We start from the raw sequence: 23,394 nt of genomic DNA, 5'->3' as shown, positions 1-23,394 counted from the left end.
ACGGCTCGTGACTACGATGGGCCCGCCGGTGGCCGAAGGGGCCGCGCGGCCCGCCGAACCTCGGGAAGGCCATGCTGAACAAGTACGCGCGTGCATTTTTTACGCGTGTCCTCACACCGTTCGCCGCACTGCTGCTCCGCATCGGGGTCAGCCCCGACGCGGTCACGCTCATCGGTACGGCGGGCGTGATGGCAGGAGCGCTGGTCTTCTTCCCGATGGGGGAGTTCTTCTGGGGCACGATCGTCATCACGGTCTTCGTCTTCTCCGACCTGGTCGACGGGAACATGGCCCGGCAGGCCGGGATCTCCAGCCGGTGGGGCGCGTTCCTGGACTCGACACTCGACCGTGTCGCGGACGGGGCGATCTTCGGGGGCTTCGCGCTCTGGTACGCGGGCGGTGGCGACGACGACGTGCTGTGCGCGGTCGCGATCTTCTGCCTGGCCAGCGGTCAGGTGGTCTCGTACACGAAGGCCCGCGGTGAGTCGATCGGTCTGCCGGTCGCGGTCAACGGGCTGGTTGAGCGAGCCGAGCGGCTGGTGATCTCGCTGGTGGCCGCCGGACTCGCCGGGCTGCACGCCTTCGGGGTGCCCGGCATCCAGATCCTGCTGCCGATCGCCCTGTGGATCGTCGCCGCGGGCAGCCTGGTCACCCTGGTCCAGCGTGTCGTGACCGTGCGCAGGGAGTCGGCCGAGGCCGACGCCGCGGCGGCGGAGCAAGGGAGCGAGGCCGCCCAGTGAGCGACGGTGGGGCGGGGGAACCGGGCCGCGGTGCCGGTGACGGCGGGTCCGGTCTGAAGGACCGGCTGAGCGACGGGCTGTACGGGCTCGGCTGGGGCGCCGTGAAGACGCTGCCCGAACCGGTGGCCGAGGCGCTCTTCCGCACCCTGGCCGACCAGGTGTGGAAGCGGCGCGGGAAGTCCGTGCTGCGACTGGAGTCGAACCTGGCCCGGGTGGTCCCCGACGCGGACGCCGCGCGTCTCGCACAGCTGTCGAAGGCCGGGATGCGCTCCTACATGCGCTACTGGATGGAGTCGTTCCGGCTGCCGACCTGGTCCCCGCAGCGGATCAAGGCGTCGGCGAAGGTCCACGACGTCCACCTCCTCACCGAAGGGCTGGACGCCGGACGCGGGGTCGTCCTGGCCCTCCCGCACCTGGGGAACTGGGACCTCGCGGGAGCCTGGGTCACCACCGCTCTGGAGGTGCCCTTCACCACGGTCGCCGAGCGGCTCAGGCCTGAGTCCCTGTACGACCGGTTCGTGGCCTACCGGCAGGGGCTCGGCATGGAGGTCCTGCCGCACGACGGAGGGGCCGCGTTCGGGAAGCTGGCCCGGCGGCTGCGTTCGGGCGGACTGGTCTGCCTGGTCGCCGACCGGGACCTGTCGGCCTCCGGGGTCGAGGTGCGGTTCTTCGGCGACACCGCGCGGATGCCGGCCGGACCGGCGCTGCTGGCCCAGCAGACCGGCGCGCTGCTGCTGCCGGCCACACTCTGGTACGACGGCACCTCCGTGATGCAGGCCCGGGTCCATCCGCCGATCCCCGTCCCGGAGTCAGGCACCCGGCGGGAGAAGACGTCCTCCATGACACAGGCGCTGGCCGACGCCTTCGCCGCCGGGATCGCCGAACATCCGGAGGACTGGCACATGCTGCAACGGCTCTGGCTCTCCGATCTGGAACCCCGAGGGGAAACGCCGTGAAGATCGGCATCGTCTGCCCGTACTCCTGGGACGTACCGGGCGGAGTGCAGTTCCACATCCGGGACCTGGCCGAACACCTGATCCGGCTGGGGAACGACGTCTCGGTGCTGGCGCCCGCCGACGACGAGACGCCGCTGCCGCCGTACGTGGTGTCGGCGGGGCGGGCCGTGCCCGTGCCGTACAACGGGTCGGTGGCCCGGCTGAACTTCGGGTTCCTGTCCGCCGCGCGGGTGCGGCGCTGGCTGCACGACGGCACCTTCGACGTCATCCACATCCACGAGCCGACCTCACCGTCGCTCGGTCTGCTGACCTGCTGGGCGGCGCGGGGGCCGATCGTCGCCACGTTTCACACCTCGAACCCCCGTTCCCGGGCGATGATCGCCGCGTATCCGATCCTCCAGCCCGCCCTGGAGAAGATCAGCGCGCGGATCGCCGTCAGCGAGTACGCGCGGCGCACCCTGGTCGAGCACCTCGGCGGGGACGCGGTGGTCATCCCCAACGGCGTGGACGTGGACTTCTTCGCCCGTGCCGAGCCGAAGGCCGAGTGGCAGGGCGGCACGCTCGGCTTCATCGGGCGCATCGACGAGCCCCGCAAGGGGCTGCCCGTCCTGATGAGGGCGCTCCCCGCGATCCTCGCCGCGTGCCCGGAGACCCGGCTGCTGGTCGCGGGCCGCGGTGACGAGGAGGAGGCGGTCGCCTCGCTGCCGAAGGAGATGCGGCAGCGCGTCGAGTTCCTCGGCATGGTCAGCGACGAGGACAAGGCGCGGCTGCTGCGCAGCGTCGACGTGTACGTCGCGCCGAACACCGGCGGCGAGAGCTTCGGCATCATCCTGGTCGAGGCCCTGTCGGCGGGTGCCCCGGTGCTCGCCAGCGACCTGGACGCCTTCGGCCAGGTGCTGGACCACGGCGCCGCCGGCGACCTCTTCGCCAACGAGGACGCCGACGCGCTGGCCGCGGCGGCGATCCGGCTCCTGGGCGACCCGGAACGGCGGGAGGGACTGCGCGTGCGCGGCAGCGCGCACGTACGCCGGTTCGACTGGTCGACGGTCGGGGCGGACATCCTGGCGGTGTACGAGACGGTGACGGACGGGGCGGCGGCGGTCGACACCGACGAACGGCCGGGGCTGCGGTCGCGGTTCGGGCTGGCCGCGCGGGACTGAGCTCCCGGGCCGGCCGTCGTGCGACCACCAGGACGCGGTGTCGCCTGCCCCGCGCCCCGGGGGGAAGGGGTGCGTGCCCCGGGCCCCGGACGGCGCCGGTAGCCTCGGCGCGTGATCGAAACCCTCGTCTGGATCGCCGTCGCGCTCTTCGCGATCGGCCTGTACCTCAGCTGGACCGCCGGCCGGCTCGACCGGCTCCACGCCCGTATCGACGCGGCACGCGCGGCCCTCGACGCCCAGCTGCTGCGCCGCGCGTCGGTCACCCAGGAACTGGCCACCTCCGGCGTCCTGGATCCCGCGGCGTCGATCGTGCTGTACGAGGCGGCGCACGCGGCCCGGCAGGCCGAGGAGGAGCAGCGTGAGGTCGCCGAGAGCGAGCTGAGCACCGCGCTGCGGGCCGTGTTCGGCGAGAGCGCCCAGGTGGAGGCGGTGAAGGAGTACCCCGGCGGGGAGGACGCGGCGGGTGAACTGGCCGCCGCCGTACGCCGCGTACCGATGGCCCGGCGCTTCCACAACGACGCGGTGCGGGCCGCCCGGGCGCTGCGCCGGCACCGGACGGTACGGCTGTTCCGGCTCGCCGGGCACGCGCCGTTCCCGCTGGCCTTCGAGATGGACGACGAGCCGCCGGTGGCCCTGGCGGCCCGGCCCGTCAGCTGACCGGCCCGTCAGCTGACCGGCCCGTCAGCTGACCGGCCCGTCCGGGAGGCGGACGGCGGCGGGGAAAACGATCCACGGGCTCCTCATTGGCCCTTGCTGTGGACCGGTCCGGGGGCGTTTCCTCAGGACCGCAGCATCCAGCGTCTTTCCACCCCAGTGAGGTCCCGTGTCCACGCTTCCCAGCACCCCGCAGTCCGCCCCGGCCACCGGCACCGCCCGCGTGAAGCGCGGCATGGCCGAGCAGCTCAAGGGCGGCGTCATCATGGACGTCGTCAACGCCGAGCAGGCGAAGATCGCCGAGGACGCGGGCGCCGTGGCCGTCATGGCCCTGGAGCGGGTGCCGGCCGACATCCGCAAGGACGGCGGGGTCGCCCGGATGTCCGACCCGAACATGATCGAGGAGATCATCGGGGCCGTCTCCATCCCGGTCATGGCCAAGTCGCGGATCGGCCACTTCGTCGAGGCCCAGGTCCTCCAGGCGCTCGGCGTCGACTACATCGACGAGTCCGAGGTCCTCACCCCGGCCGACGAGGTCAACCACAGCGACAAGTTCGCCTTCACCACCCCCTTCGTCTGCGGCGCCACCAACCTCGGCGAGGCCCTGCGCCGCATCGCCGAGGGCGCCGCGATGATCCGCTCGAAGGGCGAGGCCGGGACGGGCAACGTCGTCGAGGCCGTCCGTCACCTGCGCCGGATCAGGGGTGAGGTCGCCCGGCTGCGCGGCTACGACAACAACGAGCTGTACGCCGCGGCCAAGGACCTCCGTGCCCCGTACGAGCTGGTCAAGGAGGTCGCCGAGCTCGGCAAGCTGCCCGTCGTCCTCTTCTCGGCCGGCGGCGTCGCCACCCCCGCCGACGCGGCGCTGATGCGCCAGCTCGGCGCCGAGGGCGTCTTCGTGGGCTCGGGCATCTTCAAGTCCGGCGACCCCGCCAGGCGCGCCGCGGCCATCGTCAAGGCCACCACCTTCTACGACGACCCGAAGGTCATCGCCGACGCCTCCCGCAACCTCGGCGAGGCCATGGTCGGCATCGACTGCGACACGCTGCCCGAGGGCGAGCGCTACGCCAACCGCGGCTGGTAGCCCCCGATGACCGGCACCCCTGTCATCGGCGTCCTGGCACTCCAGGGCGACGTACGGGAGCACCTGACCGCCCTGGCCTCGGCCGGTGCCGAGGCCAGGGCGGTCAGGCGGCCCGAGGAGCTCGCCCGGGTCGACGGGCTGGTCCTGCCCGGCGGCGAGTCCACCACGATGTCCAAACTGGCCGTGCTCTTCGGCATGATGGAGCCGCTCCGTGAGCGGGTCGCGGCCGGGATGCCGGTCTACGGCACCTGCGCCGGGATGATCCTGCTCGCCGACAAGATCCTCGACCCGCGCTCGGGCCAGGAGACCGTCCAAGGCATCGACATGATCGTGCGCCGCAACGCCTTCGGACGGCAGAACGAGTCCTTCGAGGCCGCCGTCGCCATCACCTCGGTGCCCGGCGGGCCGGTGGAGGGCGTCTTCATCCGGGCCCCCTGGGTGGAGTCGGTGGGCGCCGGGGTGGAGGTGCTCGCGGAGCACGGCGGGCACATCGTCGCCGTACGCCAGGACAACGCGCTGGCGACCTCGTTCCACCCCGAGCTGACCGGGGACCACCGGGTGCACGGCCTCTTCGCCGACATGGTGCGCGCCGTGGGCTGACTCGATCCCGGTAGGATCTCTCGGGTTCGGATCGATTTTGGTGACGCGAAGGAGAAGGCAGATGTCCGGCCACTCTAAATGGGCTACGACGAAGCACAAGAAGGCCGTGATCGACGCCAAGCGCGGCAAGCTCTTCGCGAAGATGATCAAGAACATCGAGGTCGCGGCCCGCACGGGCGGCGCGGACGTGTCCGGTAACCCGACCCTCTTCGACGCCATCCAGAAGGCCAAGAAGAGCTCGGTCCCGAACAAGAACATCGATTCGGCGGTCAAGCGCGGTGCCGGCCTCGAAGCCGGTGGCGCCGACTACGAGACGATCATGTACGAGGGTTACGGCCCGAACGGTGTCGCGGTGCTCATCGAGTGCCTCACCGACAACCGCAACCGCGCCGCGTCCGACGTCCGGGTCGCCATGACCCGCAACGGCGGTTCGATGGCCGACCCGGGCTCGGTCTCCTACCTGTTCAACCGCAAGGGCGTCGTGATCGTCCCCAAGGGCGAGCTGTCCGAGGACGACGTCCTGGGCGCGGTCCTCGACGCGGGCGCCGAGGAGGTCAACGACCTCGGCGACACCTTCGAGGTGCTCAGCGAGGCCACCGACATGGTCGCGGTCCGCACCGCGCTGCAGGACGCCGGCATCGACTACGACTCGGCCGAGGCCAACTTCGTCCCGACCATGCAGGTCGAGCTGGACGAAGAGGGCGCGCGGAAGATCTTCAAGCTGATCGACGCGCTGGAGGACAGCGACGACGTGCAGAACGTCTTCGCCAACTTCGACGTGTCCGACGAGGTCATGGAGAAGGTCGACGCCTGAGACGCGGCGTACGGCACGGCGGCGGGCCGGCGGGGACACACCCCGCCGGCCCGCCGCATTGTCGGTGCGAGCCGATAGCCTGCCGGAACAGGTGACCGAACGGTACGGGCAGTGAGGACGAGGGGGAGCCATGCGGGTGCTCGGCGTGGACCCGGGGCTGACCCGGTGCGGTGTCGGAGTCGTCGAGGGCGTGGCGGGACGCCCGTTGACCATGGTCGGCGTCGGCGTGGTGCGCACCCCGTCCGACGCCGAGCTCGGCCACCGGCTGGTCGCCGTCGAACGGGGCATCGAGCAGTGGCTCGACGAACACCGGCCCGAATTCGTCGCGGTGGAGCGCGTGTTCAGCCAGCACAACGTGAGCACGGTGATGGGCACCGCCCAGGCCAGCGCCGTCGCCATGCTCTGCGCGGCGCGCCGCGGCATCCCGGTCGCCCTGCACACCCCCAGCGAGGTCAAGGCCGCCGTCACCGGCTCCGGACGCGCCGACAAGGCCCAGGTCGGGGCCATGGTGACCCGGCTGCTCCGGCTCGACGCCCCACCGAAGCCGGCCGACGCCGCCGACGCGCTGGCCCTCGCCATCTGCCACATCTGGCGCGCGCCCGCGCAGAACCGACTGCAGCGGGCCGTCGCCGCACACCGCACGCTGAAAGGCCGCACCGCATGATCGCCTTCGTCTCCGGCCCGGTGGCCGCCCTCACCCCGAACACGGCCGTGATCGAGGTCGGCGGCATCGGGATGGCTCTCCAGTGCACCCCGGGCACCCTCTCCGGGCTGCGCGTCGGCCAGGAGGCCAGGCTCGCCGCCTCCCTCGTGGTACGCGAGGACTCGCTCACCCTGTACGGCTTCGCCGACGACGACGAGCGGCAGGTCTTCGAACTGCTCCAGACCGCCAGCGGTGTCGGCCCGCGGCTCGCCCAGGCCATGCTCGCCACGCACAGCCCCGACGCCCTGCGGATCGCCGTCGCCACGGGCGACGAGAAGGCGCTCACCGCCGTGTCGGGCATCGGCAAGAAGGGCGCCCAGAAGCTCCTCCTGGAACTCAAGGACCGGCTCGGCGAGCCGGTCGGCGCGCACATCGGTCAGCAGGGCATCGGCACGGCCGTCAGCTCCTCCTGGCGCGACCAGCTGCAAGCCGCCCTGATCGGCCTCGGCTACGCCACCCGCGAGGCCGACGAGGCGGTGTCCGCGGTGACACCGCAGGCCGAGGCGGCCGTCGCCGACGGCGCACAGCCGCCCGTGCCGCAGCTGCTGCGCGCCGCACTGCAGAGCCTCAACCGGGCACGCTGACCCGACCGCGCACGCTGATCCAGGGGCCCGAAGCCCCGTACGCCGGCCGGGACACCGCACGGCCGGGCACCGAAACACCCGAGGCGGGACACGAGATGAACTGGGACGAGACCGGGCCCGACACCGGCGAGCTGACCGACGAGCGGTTCCACGACCGCCTGGTCGACGGTGGGGCCGACGGCGAGGACACCGCGGTCGAGGCCGCCCTGCGCCCGAAGGACCTGGGCGAATTCATCGGCCAGGAGAAGGTCCGCGAACAGCTCGACCTGGTCCTCAAGGCCGCCCTGGCCCGCGGCGCCACCGCCGACCACGTCCTGCTCTCCGGCGCCCCCGGCCTCGGCAAGACCACCCTCTCCATGATCATCGCCGCCGAGATGAACGCCCCGATCAGGATCACCTCCGGCCCCGCCATCCAGCACGCCGGAGACCTCGCGGCGATCCTCTCCTCCCTCCAGGAGGGCGAGGTGCTCTTCCTGGACGAGATCCACCGCATGTCCCGGCCCGCCGAGGAGATGCTCTACATGGCGATGGAGGACTTCCGGGTCGACGTCATCGTCGGCAAGGGCCCCGGCGCGACCGCCATCCCGCTGGAACTCCCGCCGTTCACCCTCGTCGGCGCCACCACCAGGGCCGGACTGCTGCCGCCCCCGCTGCGCGACCGGTTCGGTTTCACCGCCCACATGGAGTTCTACGCCCCCACCGAACTGGAACGGGTGGTCCATCGCTCGGCCGGCCTCCTCGACGTGGCCATAGACACCGACGGCGCCGCCGAGATCGCCGGACGCTCCCGCGGCACGCCCCGCATCGCCAACCGGCTGCTGCGCCGCGTCCGCGACTACGCCCAGGTCAAGGCCGAGGGCCGGATCGACCGGGAGATCGCGGCCGCCGCCCTGCGGGTCTACGAGGTCGACGAACGGGGCCTGGACCGGCTGGACCGGGGGGTGCTCGAAGCCCTGCTGAAGCTCTTCGGCGGCGGCCCCGTCGGCCTGTCCACCCTCGCGGTCGCGGTGGGGGAGGAGCGCGAGACGGTCGAGGAGGTCGCCGAGCCCTTCCTCGTACGGGAAGGCCTGCTGGCCAGGACGCCGCGCGGCCGGGTCGCCACCCCCGCCGCCTGGGCCCACCTGGGGCTCGTACCGCCGCAGCACGCCGCAAAGGGACAACAGGGCCTGTTCGGGGCGTGATGCGTCACAGGTTTTCCCGAAGGGGAACCAGGGTGTCATGCTGGGCGTTGTTCCAATGATGCGGACTCGCTTAGACTCCGCCGATGCCGCCCGTACAGAGGGCCGGTGTACCCACCCCCGTAGTCCAGGCCGCATTCCAGCGCGGTCGTGCGAAGGAAGTACCGTCCCGTGAGTATCGTGACCCTCCTCCCCTTCATCGTGCTCATCGGGGCCATGTTCCTGATGACCCGGTCCGCCAAGAAGAAGCAGCAGGCGGCTGCGCAGATGCGCGACGACATGCAGCCCGGCACCGGCGTCCGCACGATCGGAGGCATGTACGCCACCGTCAAGGAGATCCAGCACGACACGGTCCTCCTCGAGGTGGCGCCCGGCGTCCACGCCGTCTACGCGAAGAACGCCATCGGCGCGGTGCTCGACGACGCGGAGTACAACCGCATCGTCCACGGTGACGACGACCTGGGCGTCGAGGGCACGGTCGTGCCCGACGACGCCTCCTCGCTCACCTCCGGGCAGGCGGACGACACGGCCGACGACGCGGACGACGCGAAGATCGACCTGGGCAAGAAGGCCGAGGAGGACGTCGCTCCGAAGGAGGTCGAGGCCAAGGACGCCAAGGCCGACGGCGAGAGCGACGCCAAGTAGTTCCACGATCCAGGGACGCCGGGCACCCACAGGTGTCCGGCGTCCCGCGGGCCGTGAGGTCTTCTGCGGGGCGGGGTCCCCACACCACTTCATGGCCGCTCGGGCGCGTACCCGGCGCGGGGCGGTTGGACAGGGAGAAACGAGAAGGTGGCAGCACCGAAGAAGGGCAAAGGGCGCGCCGGCGGTCAGAGCAGGCCGGGGCGTGCCCTGGCTCTGATCCTGATCGCCATGGTCGCGCTCACCGGCGGGATGTTCTTGTCGGGCCACACCACGCCTCGGCTTGGTATCGACCTGGCGGGCGGGACCTCGATCACGCTCCAGGCCAAGAACCAGCCCGGTAAGCCGAACGCCATCAACAAGACCAACATGGACACCGCGGTCAGCATCATCGAACGCCGTGTCAACGGTCTCGGCGTCTCCGAGGCGGAGGTTCAGACCCAGGGCGATCGCAACATCATCGTCAACATCCCCAAGGGGACGAACTCCAAACAGGCCCAGGAGCAGGTCGGCACGACGGCCCAGCTGTACTTCCGGCCCGTGCTCACGGTGGCCGACGGGGCGCCGACGCCCGCCGGGTCCGAGAGCCCTTCGGCGACCGGCTCCGACAAGCCGACCGCGACGCCCAGCGCGGAGAAGAGCGCCGACGAGACGGCCTCCGGCTCCGAGACCACGCCCTCGCCGAGCTCCACCACCCAGGGCCGTGCGGTCACCGGCGCGCTGAAGGCGGACGCCACCCCGACCCCCGGCGCCTCCGACGAGGCGGCCGACACCCCCGCGGCGACGGAGACCCCCGACGCGGCGACCGCGGCGCTGGAGAAGAAGTTCACGGAGCTCGACTGCTCCGACGCGGCCGCCCGCGCGACCGCCGGTGACGGCGTCAAGCCCGAGGACCCCACGGTCGCGTGCAGCTCCGAGGGTGACGCCAAGTACCTCCTCGGCCCGTCCGAGGTGTCCGGCACGGACGTCGACGACGCCAAGGCGCAGTTCGACCAGCAGCGCGGCATCTGGCTCGTCTCCATGGAGTTCACCAGCAAGGGCTCCAAGAAGTTCCAGGCGATCACCAAGAAGCTGTCCGCCCAGCAGTCCCCGCAGAACCAGTTCGCCATCTCCCTGGACGGCGAGGTCGTCTCCGCCCCCCAGGTGAACGAGACCCTCAGCGGCAGCGCCGAGATCTCCGGCAGCTTCAACCAGCAGTCCGCCGAGGACCTGGCCAACGTGCTCTCGTACGGGGCGCTGCCGCTCTCCTTCCAGGAGCAGAGCGTCACCACCGTCAGCGCCGCCCTCGGTGGCGACCAGCTGAAGGCCGGTCTCATCGCCGGCGCCATCGGCCTGGCCCTCGTCGTGATCTACCTGGTGGCCTACTACCGCGGTCTGGCGCTCATCGCGCTGCTCAGCCTCGCCGCCTCCGGTGTGCTGTCCTACACGATCATGGCGCTGCTCGGCCCGGCTATCGGCTTCGCCCTGAACCTGCCCGCGGTCTGCGGAGCGATCGTGGCGATCGGTATCACCGCGGACTCCTTCATCGTGTACTTCGAACGTGTACGGGACGAGATCCGCGAGGGCCGCACGCTGCGCCCGGCGATCGAGCGGGGCTGGCCGCGTGCCCGCCGCACGATCCTGGTCTCCGACTTCGTGTCGTTCCTCGCCGCCGCGGTGCTCTTCCTGGTCACCGTCGGCAAGGTCCAGGGCTTCGCTTTCACGCTCGGCCTGACCACGCTGCTCGACGTCGTCGTGGTGTTCCTGTTCACCAAGCCCGTCCTGACGATGATGGGCGGCACGAAGTTCTTCTCGAGCGGTCACCCCTGGTCCGGTCTGGACCCGAAGCGGCTCGGTGCCAAGCCGCCGCTGCGTCGCTCGCGCCGTGTCAACGCCCCCATCGACCACCCGAAGGAGGCGTGAGATGTCGCGACTCGGCAATCTCGGCGCCCGGCTCTACCGCGGTGAGGTCGGATACGACTTCATCGGCAAGCGCAAGATCTGGTACGGCGTCTCGATCCTGATCACCATCACGGCCATCGTCGGCCTGGCGGTCAGCGGCCTCAACATGGGCATCGAGTTCAAGGGCGGCGCGGTCTTCACGACCGACGAGAAGCCCAAGGTCTCCGTCTCCCAGGCACACGAGAGCGCGGTCGAGGCCTCCGGCCACGAGGCGATCGTCCAGGAGCTGGGCGACGGCAACCTGCGCATCCAGATCACCGAGGTCGACACGGCCAAGGCCAACGAGGTCAAGACGCAGCTCTCCGACGACCTGGGCATCCCCGAGTCGAAGATCAACGCGGACCTGGTCGGCCCCAGCTGGGGTGAGCAGATCGCCAACAAGGCCTGGACCGGCCTCGGCATCTTCATGGTCCTCGTCGTCGTCTACCTGGCGATCGCCTTCGAGTGGCGCATGGCCATCGCGGCCCTCGTCGCGCTGATCCACGACATCACCATCACCGTCGGCGTCTACGCGCTCGTCGGCTTCGAGGTCACCCCGGGCACCGTCATCGGTCTGCTGACGATCCTCGGTTACTCCCTGTACGACACGGTCGTGGTCTTCGACAGTCTCAAGGAGAGCACGGTCTCGATCACCAAGCAGACCCGCTGGACCTACAGCGAGATCGCCAACCGGTCCATCAACGGCACGCTGGTGCGCTCCATCAACACCACCGTCGTGGCGCTGCTGCCGGTCGCCGGCCTGCTGTTCATCGGGGGCGGTGTGCTCGGCGCGGGCATGCTGAACGACATCTCGCTGTCGCTCTTCGTCGGCCTCGCCGCCGGTGCGTACTCCTCGATCTTCATCGCCACCCCGCTGGTCGCCGACCTCAAGGAACGCGAACCGCAGATGAAGGCGCTGAAGAAGCGGATCCTCGCCAAGCGGGCCGCCGCCGCGGCCAAGGGCGAGAGCGCCGAGGACGAGCAGGACGACGCGCGGGACCTTGACGAGGGCCCCGAGACCGCGGGAGCCGTCGTCGGGCAGCGCGGCCGTCCCCGTGGCCACGGCCGGACGCCGGGGAACCGCCGATGAACACCGCCACCAGCGAGGCGACCCGGGAGCTGCTCCTCAGCAGGATCCGGGACGTGCCGGACTACCCGAAGCCCGGAGTGCTGTTCAAGGACATCACCCCGCTGCTCGCGGACCCGGTCGCCTTCGGCGCGCTCACCGACCTCTTCGTGGAGCTGTGCGCCCGGCACGGCGCCACGAAGGTCGTCGGCCTGGAGGCACGCGGCTTCATCCTGGCCGCCCCGGTCGCCGTACGGGCCGGGCTCGGCTTCGTACCGGTCCGCAAGGCCGGGAAGCTGCCCGGCGCGACGCTCGGACAGGCGTACGAGCTGGAGTACGGCACCGCCGAGGTCGAGATCCACGCCGAGGACCTGTCCGCCGACGACCGGGTCATGGTCATCGACGACGTCCTGGCCACCGGCGGCACCGCGCAGGCGTCGCTGGAACTGATCCGGCGCACCGGCGCCCAGGTCGCCGGGGTGTCAGTGCTCATGGAGCTCGGCTTCCTGTCCGGCCGCGAGCGGATCCGCTCCGCGCTGGCGGGAGCCCCGCTGGAAGCGGTGATCACGCTCTGAGCGTCCCTCCGCCCGGTGAGGCGGACAGGACGGTGTGAGGACGGCCCAGGACGGGCACCCGGGGAACACCTGGGTGCCCGTCCTGCGTTGTCAGGTGATCCGGCGTCCCACCGTCCCCGGGCGAGGACCGGCCGGGGGATCGATACCATGGGCTTTCCGGGTAGCCCGGATCCGCACGAGGAGCGCTCTTGCCAGACGAGGCCCGTCCAGTCGCCGCCGCGCAGCCCGACAAGCCCGCGGTGGCTCCCGCCACGCCCGAGAAGGCGCAGCCCGCCCCGGCGGGCGACACCGCGGCGCGCGAGCCCGCGGACGGCCTGGCCCCCGAGGCCGCCTCCACCCACGCCGCGCAGCCGACGCCGCCCCCCGGGCCCGGCGCGGACCCGGCGCGGCCCGCAGCGGAGACGTCCACCCCCGAGGCCGACGCCCAGGGCGCCGCCGCCCCGGAGAGCGCCACGGCGGGGCCCAAGCCCCCGGCGCCCGCCCCGGCCGTCCAGCCCGCTCCGCCCACCGCCCAGCCCGCCGTACCGGCGGTGGCGCCGAGATCGCCCGCGCCGAAGCCTCCGGCCCCGGCCCCCGCGCCGACCGTACGCTCCGGCGGCTCCTCCAGCCGCGTCCGGGCCCGTCTGGCCCGCCTCGGCGTCCAGCGCTCCAGCCCGTACAACCCGGTCCTGGAACCGCTGCTGCGGACCGTCCGCGGCAACGACCCCAAGATCGAGAGCGCGACCCTCCGCCAGATCGAGCGCGCCTACCAGGTCGCCGAGCGCTGGCACCGCGGCCAGAAGCGCAAGAGCGGCGACCCGTACATCACCCACCCGCTCGCCGTCACCACGATCCTCGCCGAGCTCGGCATGGACCCGGCGACCCTGATGGCCGGGCTGCTGCACGACACGGTCGAGGACACCGAGTACGGCCTGGACACCCTGCGCAAGGACTTCGGCGACCAGGTCGCGCTGCTGGTCGACGGGGTCACCAAGCTCGACAAGGTGAAGTTCGGCGAGGCGGCCCAGGCCGAGACCGTACGCAAGATGGTCGTCGCCATGGCCAAGGACCCCCGGGTCTTGGTCATCAAGCTCGCCGACCGGCTGCACAACATGCGCACCATGCGTTACCTCAAGCGGGAGAAGCAGGAGAAGAAGGCCCGCGAGACCCTGGAGATCTACGCGCCGCTCGCCCACCGCCTGGGCATGAACACCATCAAGTGGGAGCTGGAGGACCTCGCCTTCGCGATCCTCTACCCCAAGATGTACGACGAGATCGTCCGCCTCGTCGCCGAGCGCGCGCCCAAGCGCGACGAGTACCTCGCCATAGTGACCGACGAGGTCCAGTCCGACCTGCGCGCGGCCCGCATCAAGGCCACCGTCACCGGCCGGCCCAAGCACTACTACAGCGTCTACCAGAAGATGATCGTGCGGGGCAGGGACTTCGCCGAGATCTACGACCTGGTGGGCATCCGTGTCCTCGTCGACACCGTCCGCGACTGCTACGCGGCGCTCGGCACCGTCCACGCCCGGTGGAACCCGGTACCGGGGCGGTTCAAGGACTACATCGCGATGCCCAAGTTCAACATGTACCAGTCACTGCACACCACGGTGATCGGTCCCAGCGGCAAGCCCGTCGAGCTCCAGATCCGCACCTTCGACATGCACCGCCGCGCCGAGTACGGCATCGCCGCGCACTGGAAGTACAAGCAGGAGGCCGTCGCGGGAGCCTCCAAGGTCCGCACCGACGTGCCCAGGAACACCGGCGGCGGCCGGGGCCAGGACACCGTCAACGACATGGCGTGGCTGCGCCAGCTCCTGGACTGGCAGAAGGAGACCGAGGACCCCAGCGAGTTCCTGGAGTCCCTGCGCTTCGACCTGTCGCGCAACGAGGTCTTCGTCTTCACGCCGAAGGGCGACGTGATAGCGCTGCCCGCCGGCGCCACACCCGTCGACTTCGCCTACGCCGTCCACACCGAGGTCGGCCACCGGACCATAGGGGCACGGGTCAACGGGCGGCTCGTACCGCTGGAGTCGACGCTCGACAACGGCGACCTGGTGGAGGTCTTCACCTCCAAGGCGGCCGGGGCCGGGCCCTCGCGCGACTGGCTCCAGTTCGTCAAGTCGCCCCGGGCGCGCAACAAGATCAGGGCGTGGTTCTCCAAGGAGCGGCGCGACGAGGCGATCGAGCAGGGCAAGGACGCCATCGCGCGGGCCATGCGCAAGCAGAACCTGCCGATCCAGCGGATCCTGACCGGCGACTCCCTGGTCACCCTGGCCCACGAGATGCGCTACCCCGACATCTCGTCGCTGTACGCGGCGATCGGCGAGGGGCACGTCGCTGCGGCCGGCGTCGTGCAGAAGCTCGTGCAGGCACTGGGCGGCGAGGACGCGGCCAACGAGGACCTGGCGGAGAGCTCGCCGCCCTCGCACGGCCGCAACAAGCGCCGGGCCAAGGCCGATCCGGGCGTGGTCGTCAAGGGCGTCGAGGACGTCTGGGTCAAGCTGGCCCGCTGCTGTACGCCCGTCCCCGGCGACCCGATCATCGGGTTCGTCACCCGCGGCAGCGGTGTCTCCGTGCACCGCGCGGACTGCGTCAACGTCGACTCGCTCTCGCAGCAGCCGGAGCGGATCCTCGACGTCGAGTGGGCGCCCACCCAGTCCTCGGTCTTCCTCGTCGCCATCCAGGTCGAGGCGCTGGACCGCTCGCGGCTGCTCTCGGACGTCACCCGGGTCCTCTCCGACCAGCACGTGAACATCCTGTCGGCGGCCGTGCAGACGTCCCGCGACCGGGTGGCCACCTCGCGCTTCACCTTCGAGATGGGCGACCCCAAACACCTCGGCCATGTCCTGAAGGCCGTACGGGGTGTGGAGGGCGTCTACGACGTGTACCGGGTGACCTCGGCCCGTCGGCCCTGAGGACCGGATTGCGTACGCCCGCCGGCGACGAGGCCACGGCCACGTCGCCGGCGGGCTTTCGCGGGGAAGTGCCGTCGGTGGCCCGGACAGGGGGCCCTGATCTGTCGGACTTGAGGTCGTGATCCGACCGACCGACGTGCCCGGGGCCTCGATGTGCGACTCGCGGTCCGTGCCGTGACCGGTGAGCCGCAGCCGCGACGGGCGGGGCGCGTCGACCGGGGACGAGAGCCCTCACGACGCCGACCGCCGTCGTGACGGCTTCGAGCGGGATGCCGCGTCCGTCGTGGGTGACGAGCGCCAAGCGAAAGGGGCTCCCGCACGCGACGTGTACGGAAGCCCCTTCGACAGGGTGGAACGGCTCAGCCGCCGAACTCCTCCAGGCCCTTCAGCGCCTGGTCCAGAAGTGCCTGCCGGCCCTCCAGCTCACGGGAGAGCTTGTCGGCCCGGGCGTTGTTGCCCGACGCACGCGCCGCGTCGATCTGCGTACGCAGCTTGTCGACGGCGGCCTGGAGCTGACCGGTCAGACCCTCGGCACGTGCCCGCGCCTCCGGGTTCGTCCGGCGCCACTCGGCCTCCTCGGCCTCCTTGAGCGCCCGCTCCACCGCGTGCAGCCGGCCCTCGACCTTCGGACGGGCGTCACGCGGCACGTGGCCGACGGCCTCCCAGCGCTCGTTGACCGAACGGAACGCGGCCCGGGCCGCCTTCAGATCCGTCACCGGCACCAGCTTCTCGGCCTCGGCGGCGAGCTCCTCCTTGAGCTTGAGGTTCTCGCCCTGCTCGGCGTCCCGCTCCGCGAAGACCCCGCTGCGCGCGGCGAAGAAGACGTCCTGCGCCCCGCGGAAACGGTTCCACAGATCGTCCTCGGCCTCGCGCTGGGCGCGGCCCGCGGCCTTCCACTCGGTCATCAGGTCGCGGTAACGCGCGGCCGTCGCACCCCAGTCCGTCGACCCGGACAGCGACTCCGCCTCGGCGACCAGCTTCTCCTTCGCCTGGCGGGCCTCCTCGCGCTGGGCGTCCAGCGACGCGAAGTGCGCCTTGCGGCGCTTGGAGAAGGCGGAACGCGCGTGCGAGAAGCGGTGCCACAGCTCGTCGTCCGACTTGCGGTCCAGCCGCGGCAGCCCCTTCCACGTGTCGACCAGCGCCCGCAGACGCTCACCCGCCGAACGCCACTGCTCGCTCTGCGCCAGCTCCTCCGCCTCGGTGACGAGCGCCTCCTTGGCCCGCCGGGCCTCGTCGGTCTGCTTCGCCTTCTGGGCCTTGCGCTCCTCGCGCCGCGAGTCGACCGTCGCGACGAGCGCGTCCAGCCGCGTGCCGAGCGCGGCGAGGTCGCCGACGGCGTGGTGCTCGTCGACCTGCTGACGCAGGTGATCGATCGCCGCCGTCGCGTCCTTCGCCGACAGGTCGGTCGTCTTCACCCGACGTTCGAGGAGGCCGATCTCGACCGCCAAGCCCTCGTACTTGCGCTCGAAATAGGCCAGTGCCTCCTCGGGGGAACCGGCCTGCCACGATCCGACGACCTTCTCGCCGTCGGCTGTACGCACGTACACGGTGCCTGTCTCGTCGACACGGCCCCACGGGTCGCTGCTCACAGCGCCTCCTCCACCTGATGCCCGCGAGGGGGTTCGCCCCTCTGGCATCGTCCACAGTTTCCTGGGGCGGGCAGCGCCCGCCCTGCACAACGCCAATCTAGGCGACCGGCCACCCGGCTGTCCGCACTCAGCGCGGCTGAAATTATCCGGCTCGCGCGGGACGGGCCGGGCGGACCGGTGCCCGGAGGTCAGGACTTGTCGACGGTGACCTTCTCGACCTCGACCGCCTTCTTCGGTGCTCCGTCGGGAGCCCCGCCCTCGGCGCCCGCCTCGGCGATCTTCTTGACGGCCTTCAGCCCCGCGTCGTCCATCGTGCCGAACGGCGTGTAGGTGGGCGGGAGTTCGGTGTCCTTGTACACGAGGAAGAACTGGCTGCCGCCGGAGTTCGGCTGGCCGGTGTTCGCCATCGCGACCGAACCCGCCGGGTACGTCACCGCACCGCCGTCGCCCGCCTTGCCGAGCGCGGTGAGGTTCTCGTCCGGGATCGTGTAGCCGGGACCGCCCGTCCCGTCGCCCTGCGGATCGCCGCACTGGAGCACGAAGATGCCCTCCGTGGTCAGCCGGTGACACTTCGTGCCGTCGAAGAAGCCCTTGTCCGCGAGCGACTTGAAGGAGTTCGTGGTGTGCGGAGTCTTCGCCGCGTCCATCTCGACGGCGATGTCACCCTGGCTCGTCTTCAGCGACATCGTGTACGTGGCCTTCTTGTCGATCTTCATCGCCGGCTCGGGCTCGCTGCTCGGCGTCGGCGAGGGGCTCGCGCTCGGGCTCGCCGCCGCGTCCGCGACGTCCTTCGCGTCGTCGTCGCCGTCGAGCGAGAGGTACGCGCCCACGCCGATGACCGCGACCACGGCCACCGACGACGCGATGATCGCGGTCAGACGCCGGGTCCGCCGGCGCGCTTCCTCCCGCCGCTGCTGCTGCCGCTCGAACTTCTCCCGGGCGAGCTGCCGCCGCCGCTGATCGCTGCTGACCACCGGTTGGTCTCCTTGTACGTCGTGTGATCGGGCCTGGATTGCCCCGTACGGTATATGGGTTAGCTGTGGAATGAGGAGCGCCGGTAGGCTTCTGGTCTGCCGCATCCCTCTCCGCGGCCCGCCCCGTCGGACGAACACTAAGGACGAACGTGCTGATTGCCGGGTTCCCCGCCGGGGCCTGGGGGACCAACTGCTACCTGGTCGCCCCCGCCGCAGGCGAGGAGTGCGTGATCGTCGACCCGGGCCATCAGGCCGCCCAGGGAGTCGAGGACGCGCTGAGGAAGCATCGGCTCAAGCCCGTCGCCGTCGTCCTCACCCACGGCCACATCGACCACGTCGCCTCGGTCGTCCCGGTCTGCGGCGCCCATGACGTCCCCGCCTGGATCCACCCCGAGGACCGCTTCATGATGAGCGACCCGGAGAAGGCGCTCGGCCGCTCCATCGGGATGCCGCTCATGGGCGAGCTGACCGTCGGCGAACCGGACGACGTCCGCCGGCTCGACGACGGCGCGGTCCTGGAGCTGGCGGGCCTGGAGTTCGGCGTCGCGCACGCGCCCGGCCATACGAAGGGGTCGGTGACGTTCAGGATGCCCGAGGCCGCGGACGTACCGCAGGTCCTCTTCTCGGGCGACCTGCTCTTCGCCGGCTCCGTCGGACGCACCGACCTGCCCGGCGGCGACCACGCCGAGCTCCTCGAGTCGCTGGCCCGTGTGTGCCTGCCGCTCGACGACTCGACCGTGGTGCTGTCCGGCCACGGACCCCAGACGACCATCGGCCGTGAGCGCGCCTCCAACCCGTACCTGCACGGGCTGGACGCGCCCCGCCGAGGAATGTGACGAGAGAACAGAAGCTGTGAGCACCTTCCAGGCCCCCAAGGGCACGTACGACCTGATCCCGCCGGACTCCGCGAAGTACCTGGCGGTGCGCGAGGCCCTCTCCGCGCCCCTGCGCAACTCCGGCTACGGCTACATCGAGACGCCCGGCTTCGAGGACGTGAACCTCTTCGCACGAGGCGTCGGCGAGTCCACCGACATCGTGTCCAAGGAGATGTACGCCTTCGAGACCAAGGGCGGCGACAAGCTCGCGCTGCGCCCCGAGGGCACCGCCTCCGTGCTGCGCGCCGCGCTGGAGGCCAACCTCCACAAGGCGGGCAACCTCCCCGTCAAGCTCTGGTACTCCGGCTCGTACTACCGCTACGAGCGTCCGCAGAAGGGCCGTTACCGCCACTTCTCGCAGGTCGGTGCCGAGGCCATCGGCGCCGAGGACCCGGCGCTCGACGCCGAGCTGATCATCCTCGCCGACCAGGCGTACCGCTCCCTGGGGCTCAGCGAGTTCCGGATCCTGCTGAACTCGCTGGGCGACAAGGAGTGCCGCCCCGTCTACCGGGAGGCGCTCCAGGGCTTCCTGCGCGACCTCGACCTGGACGAGGAGACCCGGCGGCGCATCGAGATCAACCCGCTGCGCGTGCTCGACGACAAGCGGACCGAGGTCCAGAAGCAGCTGACCGGCGCCCCGATGCTGCGCGACTACCTCTGCGACGCCTGCAAGGCGTACCACGAGGAGGTCCGCACGCTGCTGACGGCGGCGGGCGTGGTGTACGAGGACGACGAGAAGCTGGTCCGCGGCCTCGACTACTACACCCGCACCACCTTCGAGTTCGTGCACGACGGGCTCGGCTCCCAGTCCGCGGTGGGCGGCGGCGGCCGCTACGACGGACTGTCCGAGATGATCGGCGGCCCGGCGCTGCCGTCCGTCGGCTGGGCGCTCGGCGTGGACCGCACGGTGCTCGCCCTGGAGGCGGAGGGCATCGAGCTCGACATCCCCGCCACCACCAGCGTGTACGCCGTACCGCTCGGCGAGGAGGCGCGGCGCGTGCTCTTCGGCCTGGTCACCGAGCTCCGCAAGGCCGGCGTCGCCACGGACTTCGCGTTCGGAGGCCGGGGGCTCAAGGGCGCGATGAAGAGCGCGAACCGCTCCGGCGCCCGCTACACCGTCGTGGCCGGTGAGCGGGACCTTGCCGAGGGCAACGTCCAGCTCAAGGACATGGAGTCCGGCGATCAGCGGCCCGTCGCGGTCGGCGATCTGGTGGCCGTGGTCCAGGGCGAGCTGGCCTGACCCCGGAGCCGTTCACGGTGCCCGCCCGGTCCGTCCGGGCGGGCACCGTGCGTAAGGGCCGGTCGCCGAGCGCCGCAGTCCCCGGGCGACGTCAACTCGGCGAGGCGCCGTTCACACCCCCGACAGATTCCCCGTCACGGGCTCGCACGGCGGGCCCGTGACGGGGAAGGGCCGCCTCGGGGCGCGTCGTCCGACGCCCGGCCCGTACGTCTTTCTGTTCATCGAACGGATGCTCCCGTCGGTGGTGCGGCACAATGGCCCTGCCCGGCTGGCTACTCAGTGATGGAACGGCGATATGACGATGGCAGCGGTAGACCACCCCTCCTCCCGGCAGGACGAGGACAGCGGGACGAGCACCTTCGGCAGCGGGCGCGCGTTCGCACTGCTGCTGGTGATCACGGGAGCGGCCGGTCTGCTCGCCGCCTGGGTGATCACCATCGACAAGTTCAAGCTGCTCGAGGACCCGAGCTTCACCCCGGGCTGCAGCCTGAACCCGGTGGTCGCGTGCGGCAACATCATGAAGAGCGAGCAGGCGTCCGCCTTCGGCTTCCCCAACCCGATGCTCGGCATCGCCACCTACTCGGTGGTCATCGGCATCGGCATGGCGCTCCTGGCCGGCGCACGCTTCCGCAGGTGGTACTGGCTCGGACTCAACGCGGGCACCCTGTTCGGCGTCGGCTTCTGCACCTGGCTCCAGTACCAGTCGCTGTACAACATCAACTCGCTCTGCCTCTGGTGCTGCCTGGCCTGGGTCGCCACGATCACCATGTTCTGCTACGTGACCGCGCACAACGTCAAGCACCGCATCCTGCCCGCCCCGGCCTGGCTCAGGAACGGCCTCACCGAGTTCCACTGGGTGCCGCCGGTGCTCTGGATCGGGATCATCGGGATGCTGATCCTGACCCGCTGGTGGGACTTCTGGACCAGCTGAGCGGCCGGGGCGCTGTCAGTGGGGTGACATAGGCTTCCTCGCGTGGAGCCCGATCTCTTTACCGCAGCAGCCGAAGACCGCCAGGAGAAGGACCCGTCCAGCAGCCCCCTCGCTGTCCGGATGCGTCCGCGTACGCTCGACGAGGTCGTCGGCCAGCAGCATCTGCTCAAGCCCGGCTCACCTCTGCGCCGTCTCGTCGGCGAGGCCGGCGGGGGACCGGCCGGCCCCTCGTCGGTGATCCTCTGGGGGCCACCCGGCACCGGCAAGACCACGCTCGCGTACGTGGTCAGCAAGGCCACCAACAAGCGCTTCGTCGAGCTCTCCGCGATCACCGCGGGCGTCAAGGAGGTCCGGGCCGTCATCGAGGGCGCGCGCCGCGCCACCGGCGGCTTCGGCAAGGAGACCGTCCTCTTCCTCGACGAGATCCACCGCTTCTCCAAGGCCCAGCAGGACTCGCTGCTCCCCGCCGTGGAGAACCGCTGGGTGACCCTCATCGCGGCCACCACCGAGAACCCGTACTTCTCGATCATCTCCCCGCTGCTGTCGCGCTCCCTGCTGCTGACGCTGGAGCCGCTCACCGACGAGGACCTGCGCGCGCTGCTGCGCCGGGCCGTGTCCGACGAGCGCGGGCTGACCGGCGCGGTCGCCCTGCCCGAGGACGCCGAGGCGCACCTGCTGCGGATCGCGGGCGGCGACGCCCGGCGCGCGCTGACCGCACTGGAGGCGGCCGCCGGAGCGGCCCTCGCCAAGCACGAGGCGGAGATCACGCTGGAGACGCTGGAGGAGACCGTCGACCGCGCCGCCGTGAAGTACGACCGGGACGGCGACCAGCACTACGACGTGGCGAGCGCCCTGATCAAGTCGATCCGCGGCTCCGACGTGGACGCGGCCCTGCACTACCTGGCGCGGATGATCGAGGCGGGGGAGGACCCGCGGTTCATCGCCCGGCGGCTGATGATCTCCGCCAGTGAGGACATCGGGCTGGCCGACCCGACGGCGCTGCCCACCGCGGTGGCGGCCGCCCAGGCCGTCGCGATGATCGGCTTCCCGGAGGCCGCGCTCACCCTCAGCCACGCCACCATCGCGCTGGCACTGGCCCCGAAGTCCAACGCCGCGACGCTGGCGATCTTCGCCGCGCAGGAGGACGTGCGCAGGGGCCTCGCCGGCCCGGTCCCGGCCCATCTGCGCGACGGCCACTACAAGGGCGCGGCCAAGCTCGGCCACGCCCAGGGCTACATCTACCCGCACGACGTGCCCGGAGGCATCGCCGCCCAGGAGTACGCCCCGGAGGCCGTCCGCGGCAGGAAGTACTACGAGCCCACGCGGTACGGCGCCGAGGCGCGGTACGCGGACGTGGCGGACCGGGTCCGCGAGCGGCTCGGCCGCGGGGAGCAGGGCGGCGCCCCGTCCGCGTGACGCCGGCGCTCAGCAGGCGGCCGCCTCGAAGAGGGTGTGCATCGCGCGGCGCAGCTCGCCGATGTCGCCTACGGGGTCGGGGAATTCGAACCGGGCGTCGAAGCAGGCCGTGCCGCCCTCGACGAACCGGACCCGCAGCCCGAAGCGGTCCAGCGCGACCGGGACGGCACAGGGCAGGCCCTCCGTGCGGCCGTCGGCGCTCCGCTCGCCGAGCAGCGTGGACAGCGTGGCCATCTGCTCGGAGTGGGCCGCGTGCAGATGCTGGAGGAGCTCGGCCTCGTGGGCGACGAGCGGGTCCGCGACGGCGTCCCGGAAGTCCTCCGGCTCCACCGACTCGGCGCCCCACAGGTCGTCGACGGACGCCTCGCCGAACTCCAGCCGCAGCATCATCCGGCCCGGTCCCGCGAGGCCGGGGACGGTGGTGAGCCACCCGCCGATCCGGGCCCGGCCGCGGATCCGGTGCGGGACGGAGACGGGCGCGACGTCCGTGATCTCCAGCACGGCGGTCAGCTCGTCGCCCTGGGCGTGGGTGGCGGCCCGTACGAGCGGGGAGTCGGCCGGGAACCCGAGGAACAGGTCCCCCTCCGGACCGACCGCCCGGCTGTCCGGCATCAGCTGCACCGGATGGACCACCTCCAGCCCTGGTACGAGCAGTACCGACGAGCAGGTACTCTGTACGAGAGTTCGTGTGCGCTCGGCTGCTGACGGCAGCCGGGTGGTTTCTAGCCCGCTGGGACGCGGCTGACCACGATCAGATCGGCCTTCCGTCGTTACGGCGCCTTCGTGTGCGCCGTCGCTG

General features: G+C 71.3%; 22 protein-coding genes. 19 read left to right on the top strand and 3 right to left on the bottom strand.

Annotation, left to right across the window (positions count from 1 at the left end; genetic code table 11):
* Positions 1 to 71: 71 nt before the first annotated feature.
* The 15 genes from pgsA to SACTE_RS04450 all read left to right on the top strand — a co-directional run bounded on the left by pgsA (position 72) and on the right by SACTE_RS04450 (position 15,570).
* A complete protein-coding gene (gene pgsA / locus SACTE_RS04520; protein ID WP_014044849.1) occupies positions 72 to 737 on the top strand; it encodes a phosphatidylinositol phosphate synthase in 666 nt (221 codons plus the stop codon).
* Positions 734 to 1,693: a phosphatidylinositol mannoside acyltransferase gene (locus tag SACTE_RS04515; RefSeq protein ID WP_014044848.1), complete on the top strand. Its 960-nt coding sequence runs from the start codon at positions 734 to 736 to the stop codon at positions 1,691 to 1,693. Before pgsA ends, SACTE_RS04515 begins: the two co-directional genes overlap by 4 nt.
* On the top strand, positions 1,690 to 2,853 hold the full coding sequence (locus SACTE_RS04510) for a glycosyltransferase family 4 protein (RefSeq protein WP_014044847.1): 1,164 nt from the start codon (positions 1,690 to 1,692) through the stop codon (positions 2,851 to 2,853). Before SACTE_RS04515 ends, SACTE_RS04510 begins: the two co-directional genes overlap by 4 nt.
* A 111-nt stretch (positions 2,854 to 2,964) precedes the next feature.
* Entirely contained in the window at positions 2,965 to 3,510 is a 546-nt protein-coding gene (locus tag SACTE_RS04505; RefSeq protein ID WP_014044846.1) for a hypothetical protein, read from the top strand.
* A 166-nt stretch (positions 3,511 to 3,676) separates the two neighbouring features.
* Positions 3,677 to 4,591, top strand: a complete 915-nt coding sequence (pdxS, locus tag SACTE_RS04500; RefSeq protein WP_014044845.1) for a pyridoxal 5'-phosphate synthase lyase subunit PdxS — start codon at positions 3,677 to 3,679, stop codon at positions 4,589 to 4,591.
* Positions 4,592 to 4,597: 6 nt separating this feature from the next.
* The gene (gene pdxT / locus SACTE_RS04495; protein ID WP_014044844.1) at positions 4,598 to 5,191 is read left to right on the top strand and encodes a pyridoxal 5'-phosphate synthase glutaminase subunit PdxT; all 594 of its coding nucleotides are present in this window, start codon (positions 4,598 to 4,600) and stop codon (positions 5,189 to 5,191) included.
* Between the two features lie 61 nt (positions 5,192 to 5,252).
* The gene (locus SACTE_RS04490; RefSeq protein ID WP_014044843.1) at positions 5,253 to 6,005 is read left to right on the top strand and encodes a YebC/PmpR family DNA-binding transcriptional regulator; all 753 of its coding nucleotides are present in this window, start codon (positions 5,253 to 5,255) and stop codon (positions 6,003 to 6,005) included.
* 130 nt (positions 6,006 to 6,135) lie between these two features.
* The gene (ruvC, locus tag SACTE_RS04485) at positions 6,136 to 6,669 is read left to right on the top strand and encodes a crossover junction endodeoxyribonuclease RuvC (RefSeq protein ID WP_014044842.1); all 534 of its coding nucleotides are present in this window, start codon (positions 6,136 to 6,138) and stop codon (positions 6,667 to 6,669) included.
* Complete coding sequence (gene ruvA, locus SACTE_RS04480; RefSeq protein ID WP_014044841.1) at positions 6,666 to 7,292, top strand: Holliday junction branch migration protein RuvA; 627 nt, start codon at positions 6,666 to 6,668, stop codon at positions 7,290 to 7,292. Before ruvC ends, ruvA begins: the two co-directional genes overlap by 4 nt.
* A 95-nt stretch (positions 7,293 to 7,387) precedes the next feature.
* Positions 7,388 to 8,473 (top strand): Holliday junction branch migration DNA helicase RuvB, encoded by a 1,086-nt coding sequence (gene ruvB, locus SACTE_RS04475; protein ID WP_014044840.1) that lies wholly within the window; start codon positions 7,388 to 7,390, stop codon positions 8,471 to 8,473.
* A 168-nt stretch (positions 8,474 to 8,641) separates the two neighbouring features.
* On the top strand, positions 8,642 to 9,115 hold the full coding sequence (gene yajC, locus SACTE_RS04470) for a preprotein translocase subunit YajC (protein WP_014044839.1): 474 nt from the start codon (positions 8,642 to 8,644) through the stop codon (positions 9,113 to 9,115).
* Between the two features lie 147 nt (positions 9,116 to 9,262).
* Positions 9,263 to 11,014 carry a protein translocase subunit SecD gene (secD, locus tag SACTE_RS04465; protein WP_014044838.1) on the top strand — a complete coding sequence of 584 codons (1,752 nt, stop codon included), beginning with the start codon at positions 9,263 to 9,265 and terminating at the stop codon, positions 11,012 to 11,014.
* Between the two features lies 1 nt (position 11,015).
* Positions 11,016 to 12,122 (top strand): protein translocase subunit SecF, encoded by a 1,107-nt coding sequence (gene secF / locus SACTE_RS04460; RefSeq protein WP_014044837.1) that lies wholly within the window; start codon positions 11,016 to 11,018, stop codon positions 12,120 to 12,122.
* Positions 12,119 to 12,673, top strand: coding sequence for an adenine phosphoribosyltransferase (locus tag SACTE_RS04455; RefSeq protein ID WP_014044836.1), 555 nt, complete (start codon positions 12,119 to 12,121; stop codon positions 12,671 to 12,673). The genes secF and SACTE_RS04455 overlap by 4 nt, the downstream gene beginning before the upstream one ends.
* A gap of 188 nt (positions 12,674 to 12,861) precedes the next feature.
* Positions 12,862 to 15,570, top strand: a complete 2,709-nt coding sequence (locus tag SACTE_RS04450; protein ID WP_014044835.1) for a bifunctional (p)ppGpp synthetase/guanosine-3',5'-bis(diphosphate) 3'-pyrophosphohydrolase — start codon at positions 12,862 to 12,864, stop codon at positions 15,568 to 15,570.
* Between the two features lie 359 nt (positions 15,571 to 15,929).
* On the opposite strand, the gene SACTE_RS04445 is transcribed toward SACTE_RS04450, so the two are convergent.
* Together SACTE_RS04445 and SACTE_RS04440 are read right to left on the bottom strand one after the other, a co-directional pair.
* Positions 15,930 to 17,159 (bottom strand): DUF349 domain-containing protein, encoded by a 1,230-nt coding sequence (locus SACTE_RS04445; protein WP_014044834.1) that lies wholly within the window; start codon positions 17,157 to 17,159, stop codon positions 15,930 to 15,932.
* A gap of 188 nt (positions 17,160 to 17,347) precedes the next feature.
* Positions 17,348 to 18,133, bottom strand: a complete 786-nt coding sequence (locus SACTE_RS04440; protein ID WP_014044833.1) for a peptidylprolyl isomerase — start codon at positions 18,131 to 18,133, stop codon at positions 17,348 to 17,350.
* A 149-nt stretch (positions 18,134 to 18,282) separates the two neighbouring features.
* On the opposite strand from SACTE_RS04440, the gene SACTE_RS04435 reads away from it, so the two are divergent.
* From SACTE_RS04435 to SACTE_RS04420, 4 genes are all read left to right on the top strand, one after another.
* Entirely contained in the window at positions 18,283 to 18,969 is a 687-nt protein-coding gene (locus SACTE_RS04435) for an MBL fold metallo-hydrolase (protein WP_014044832.1), read from the top strand.
* A gap of 16 nt (positions 18,970 to 18,985) precedes the next feature.
* Positions 18,986 to 20,248 (top strand): histidine--tRNA ligase, encoded by a 1,263-nt coding sequence (gene hisS / locus SACTE_RS04430; RefSeq protein WP_014044831.1) that lies wholly within the window; start codon positions 18,986 to 18,988, stop codon positions 20,246 to 20,248.
* Between the two features lie 295 nt (positions 20,249 to 20,543).
* Positions 20,544 to 21,179: a vitamin K epoxide reductase family protein gene (locus tag SACTE_RS04425; protein WP_014044830.1), complete on the top strand. Its 636-nt coding sequence runs from the start codon at positions 20,544 to 20,546 to the stop codon at positions 21,177 to 21,179.
* Positions 21,180 to 21,221: 42 nt separating this feature from the next.
* Positions 21,222 to 22,595: a replication-associated recombination protein A gene (locus SACTE_RS04420; protein WP_014044829.1), complete on the top strand. Its 1,374-nt coding sequence runs from the start codon at positions 21,222 to 21,224 to the stop codon at positions 22,593 to 22,595.
* A gap of 9 nt (positions 22,596 to 22,604) precedes the next feature.
* On the opposite strand, the gene SACTE_RS04415 is transcribed toward SACTE_RS04420, so the two are convergent.
* Positions 22,605 to 23,306 carry a DUF2470 domain-containing protein gene (locus SACTE_RS04415; protein ID WP_026359218.1) on the bottom strand — a complete coding sequence of 234 codons (702 nt, stop codon included), beginning with the start codon at positions 23,304 to 23,306 and terminating at the stop codon, positions 22,605 to 22,607.
* Positions 23,307 to 23,394 lie beyond the last annotated feature (88 nt).

Origin of the sequence: Streptomyces sp. SirexAA-E (assembly GCF_000177195.2) — a bacterium.
Lineage (GTDB): Bacteria > Actinomycetota > Actinomycetes > Streptomycetales > Streptomycetaceae > Streptomyces > Streptomyces flavovirens.
Note: the sequence above shows the minus strand (reverse complement) of the source record. Positions and strands in the feature narration are given on the sequence as shown.

Excerpts from the sequence above, each read along its gene's own strand:
- pgsA (WP_014044849.1), top strand. The coding sequence starts at position 72 with ATGCTGAACAAGTACGCGCGTGCATTTTTTACGCGTGTCCTCACACCG.
- SACTE_RS04490 (WP_014044843.1), top strand. The coding sequence starts at position 5,253 with ATGTCCGGCCACTCTAAATGGGCTACGACGAAGCACAAGAAGGCCGTG.
- ruvB (WP_014044840.1), top strand. The coding sequence starts at position 7,388 with ATGAACTGGGACGAGACCGGGCCCGACACCGGCGAGCTGACCGACGAG.
- SACTE_RS04455 (WP_014044836.1), top strand. The coding sequence starts at position 12,119 with ATGAACACCGCCACCAGCGAGGCGACCCGGGAGCTGCTCCTCAGCAGG.
- secF (WP_014044837.1), top strand. The coding sequence starts at position 11,016 with ATGTCGCGACTCGGCAATCTCGGCGCCCGGCTCTACCGCGGTGAGGTC.
- SACTE_RS04425 (WP_014044830.1), top strand. The coding sequence starts at position 20,544 with ATGACGATGGCAGCGGTAGACCACCCCTCCTCCCGGCAGGACGAGGAC.
- ruvC (WP_014044842.1), top strand. The coding sequence starts at position 6,136 with ATGCGGGTGCTCGGCGTGGACCCGGGGCTGACCCGGTGCGGTGTCGGA.
- ruvA (WP_014044841.1), top strand. The coding sequence starts at position 6,666 with ATGATCGCCTTCGTCTCCGGCCCGGTGGCCGCCCTCACCCCGAACACG.
- pdxT (WP_014044844.1), top strand. The coding sequence starts at position 4,598 with ATGACCGGCACCCCTGTCATCGGCGTCCTGGCACTCCAGGGCGACGTA.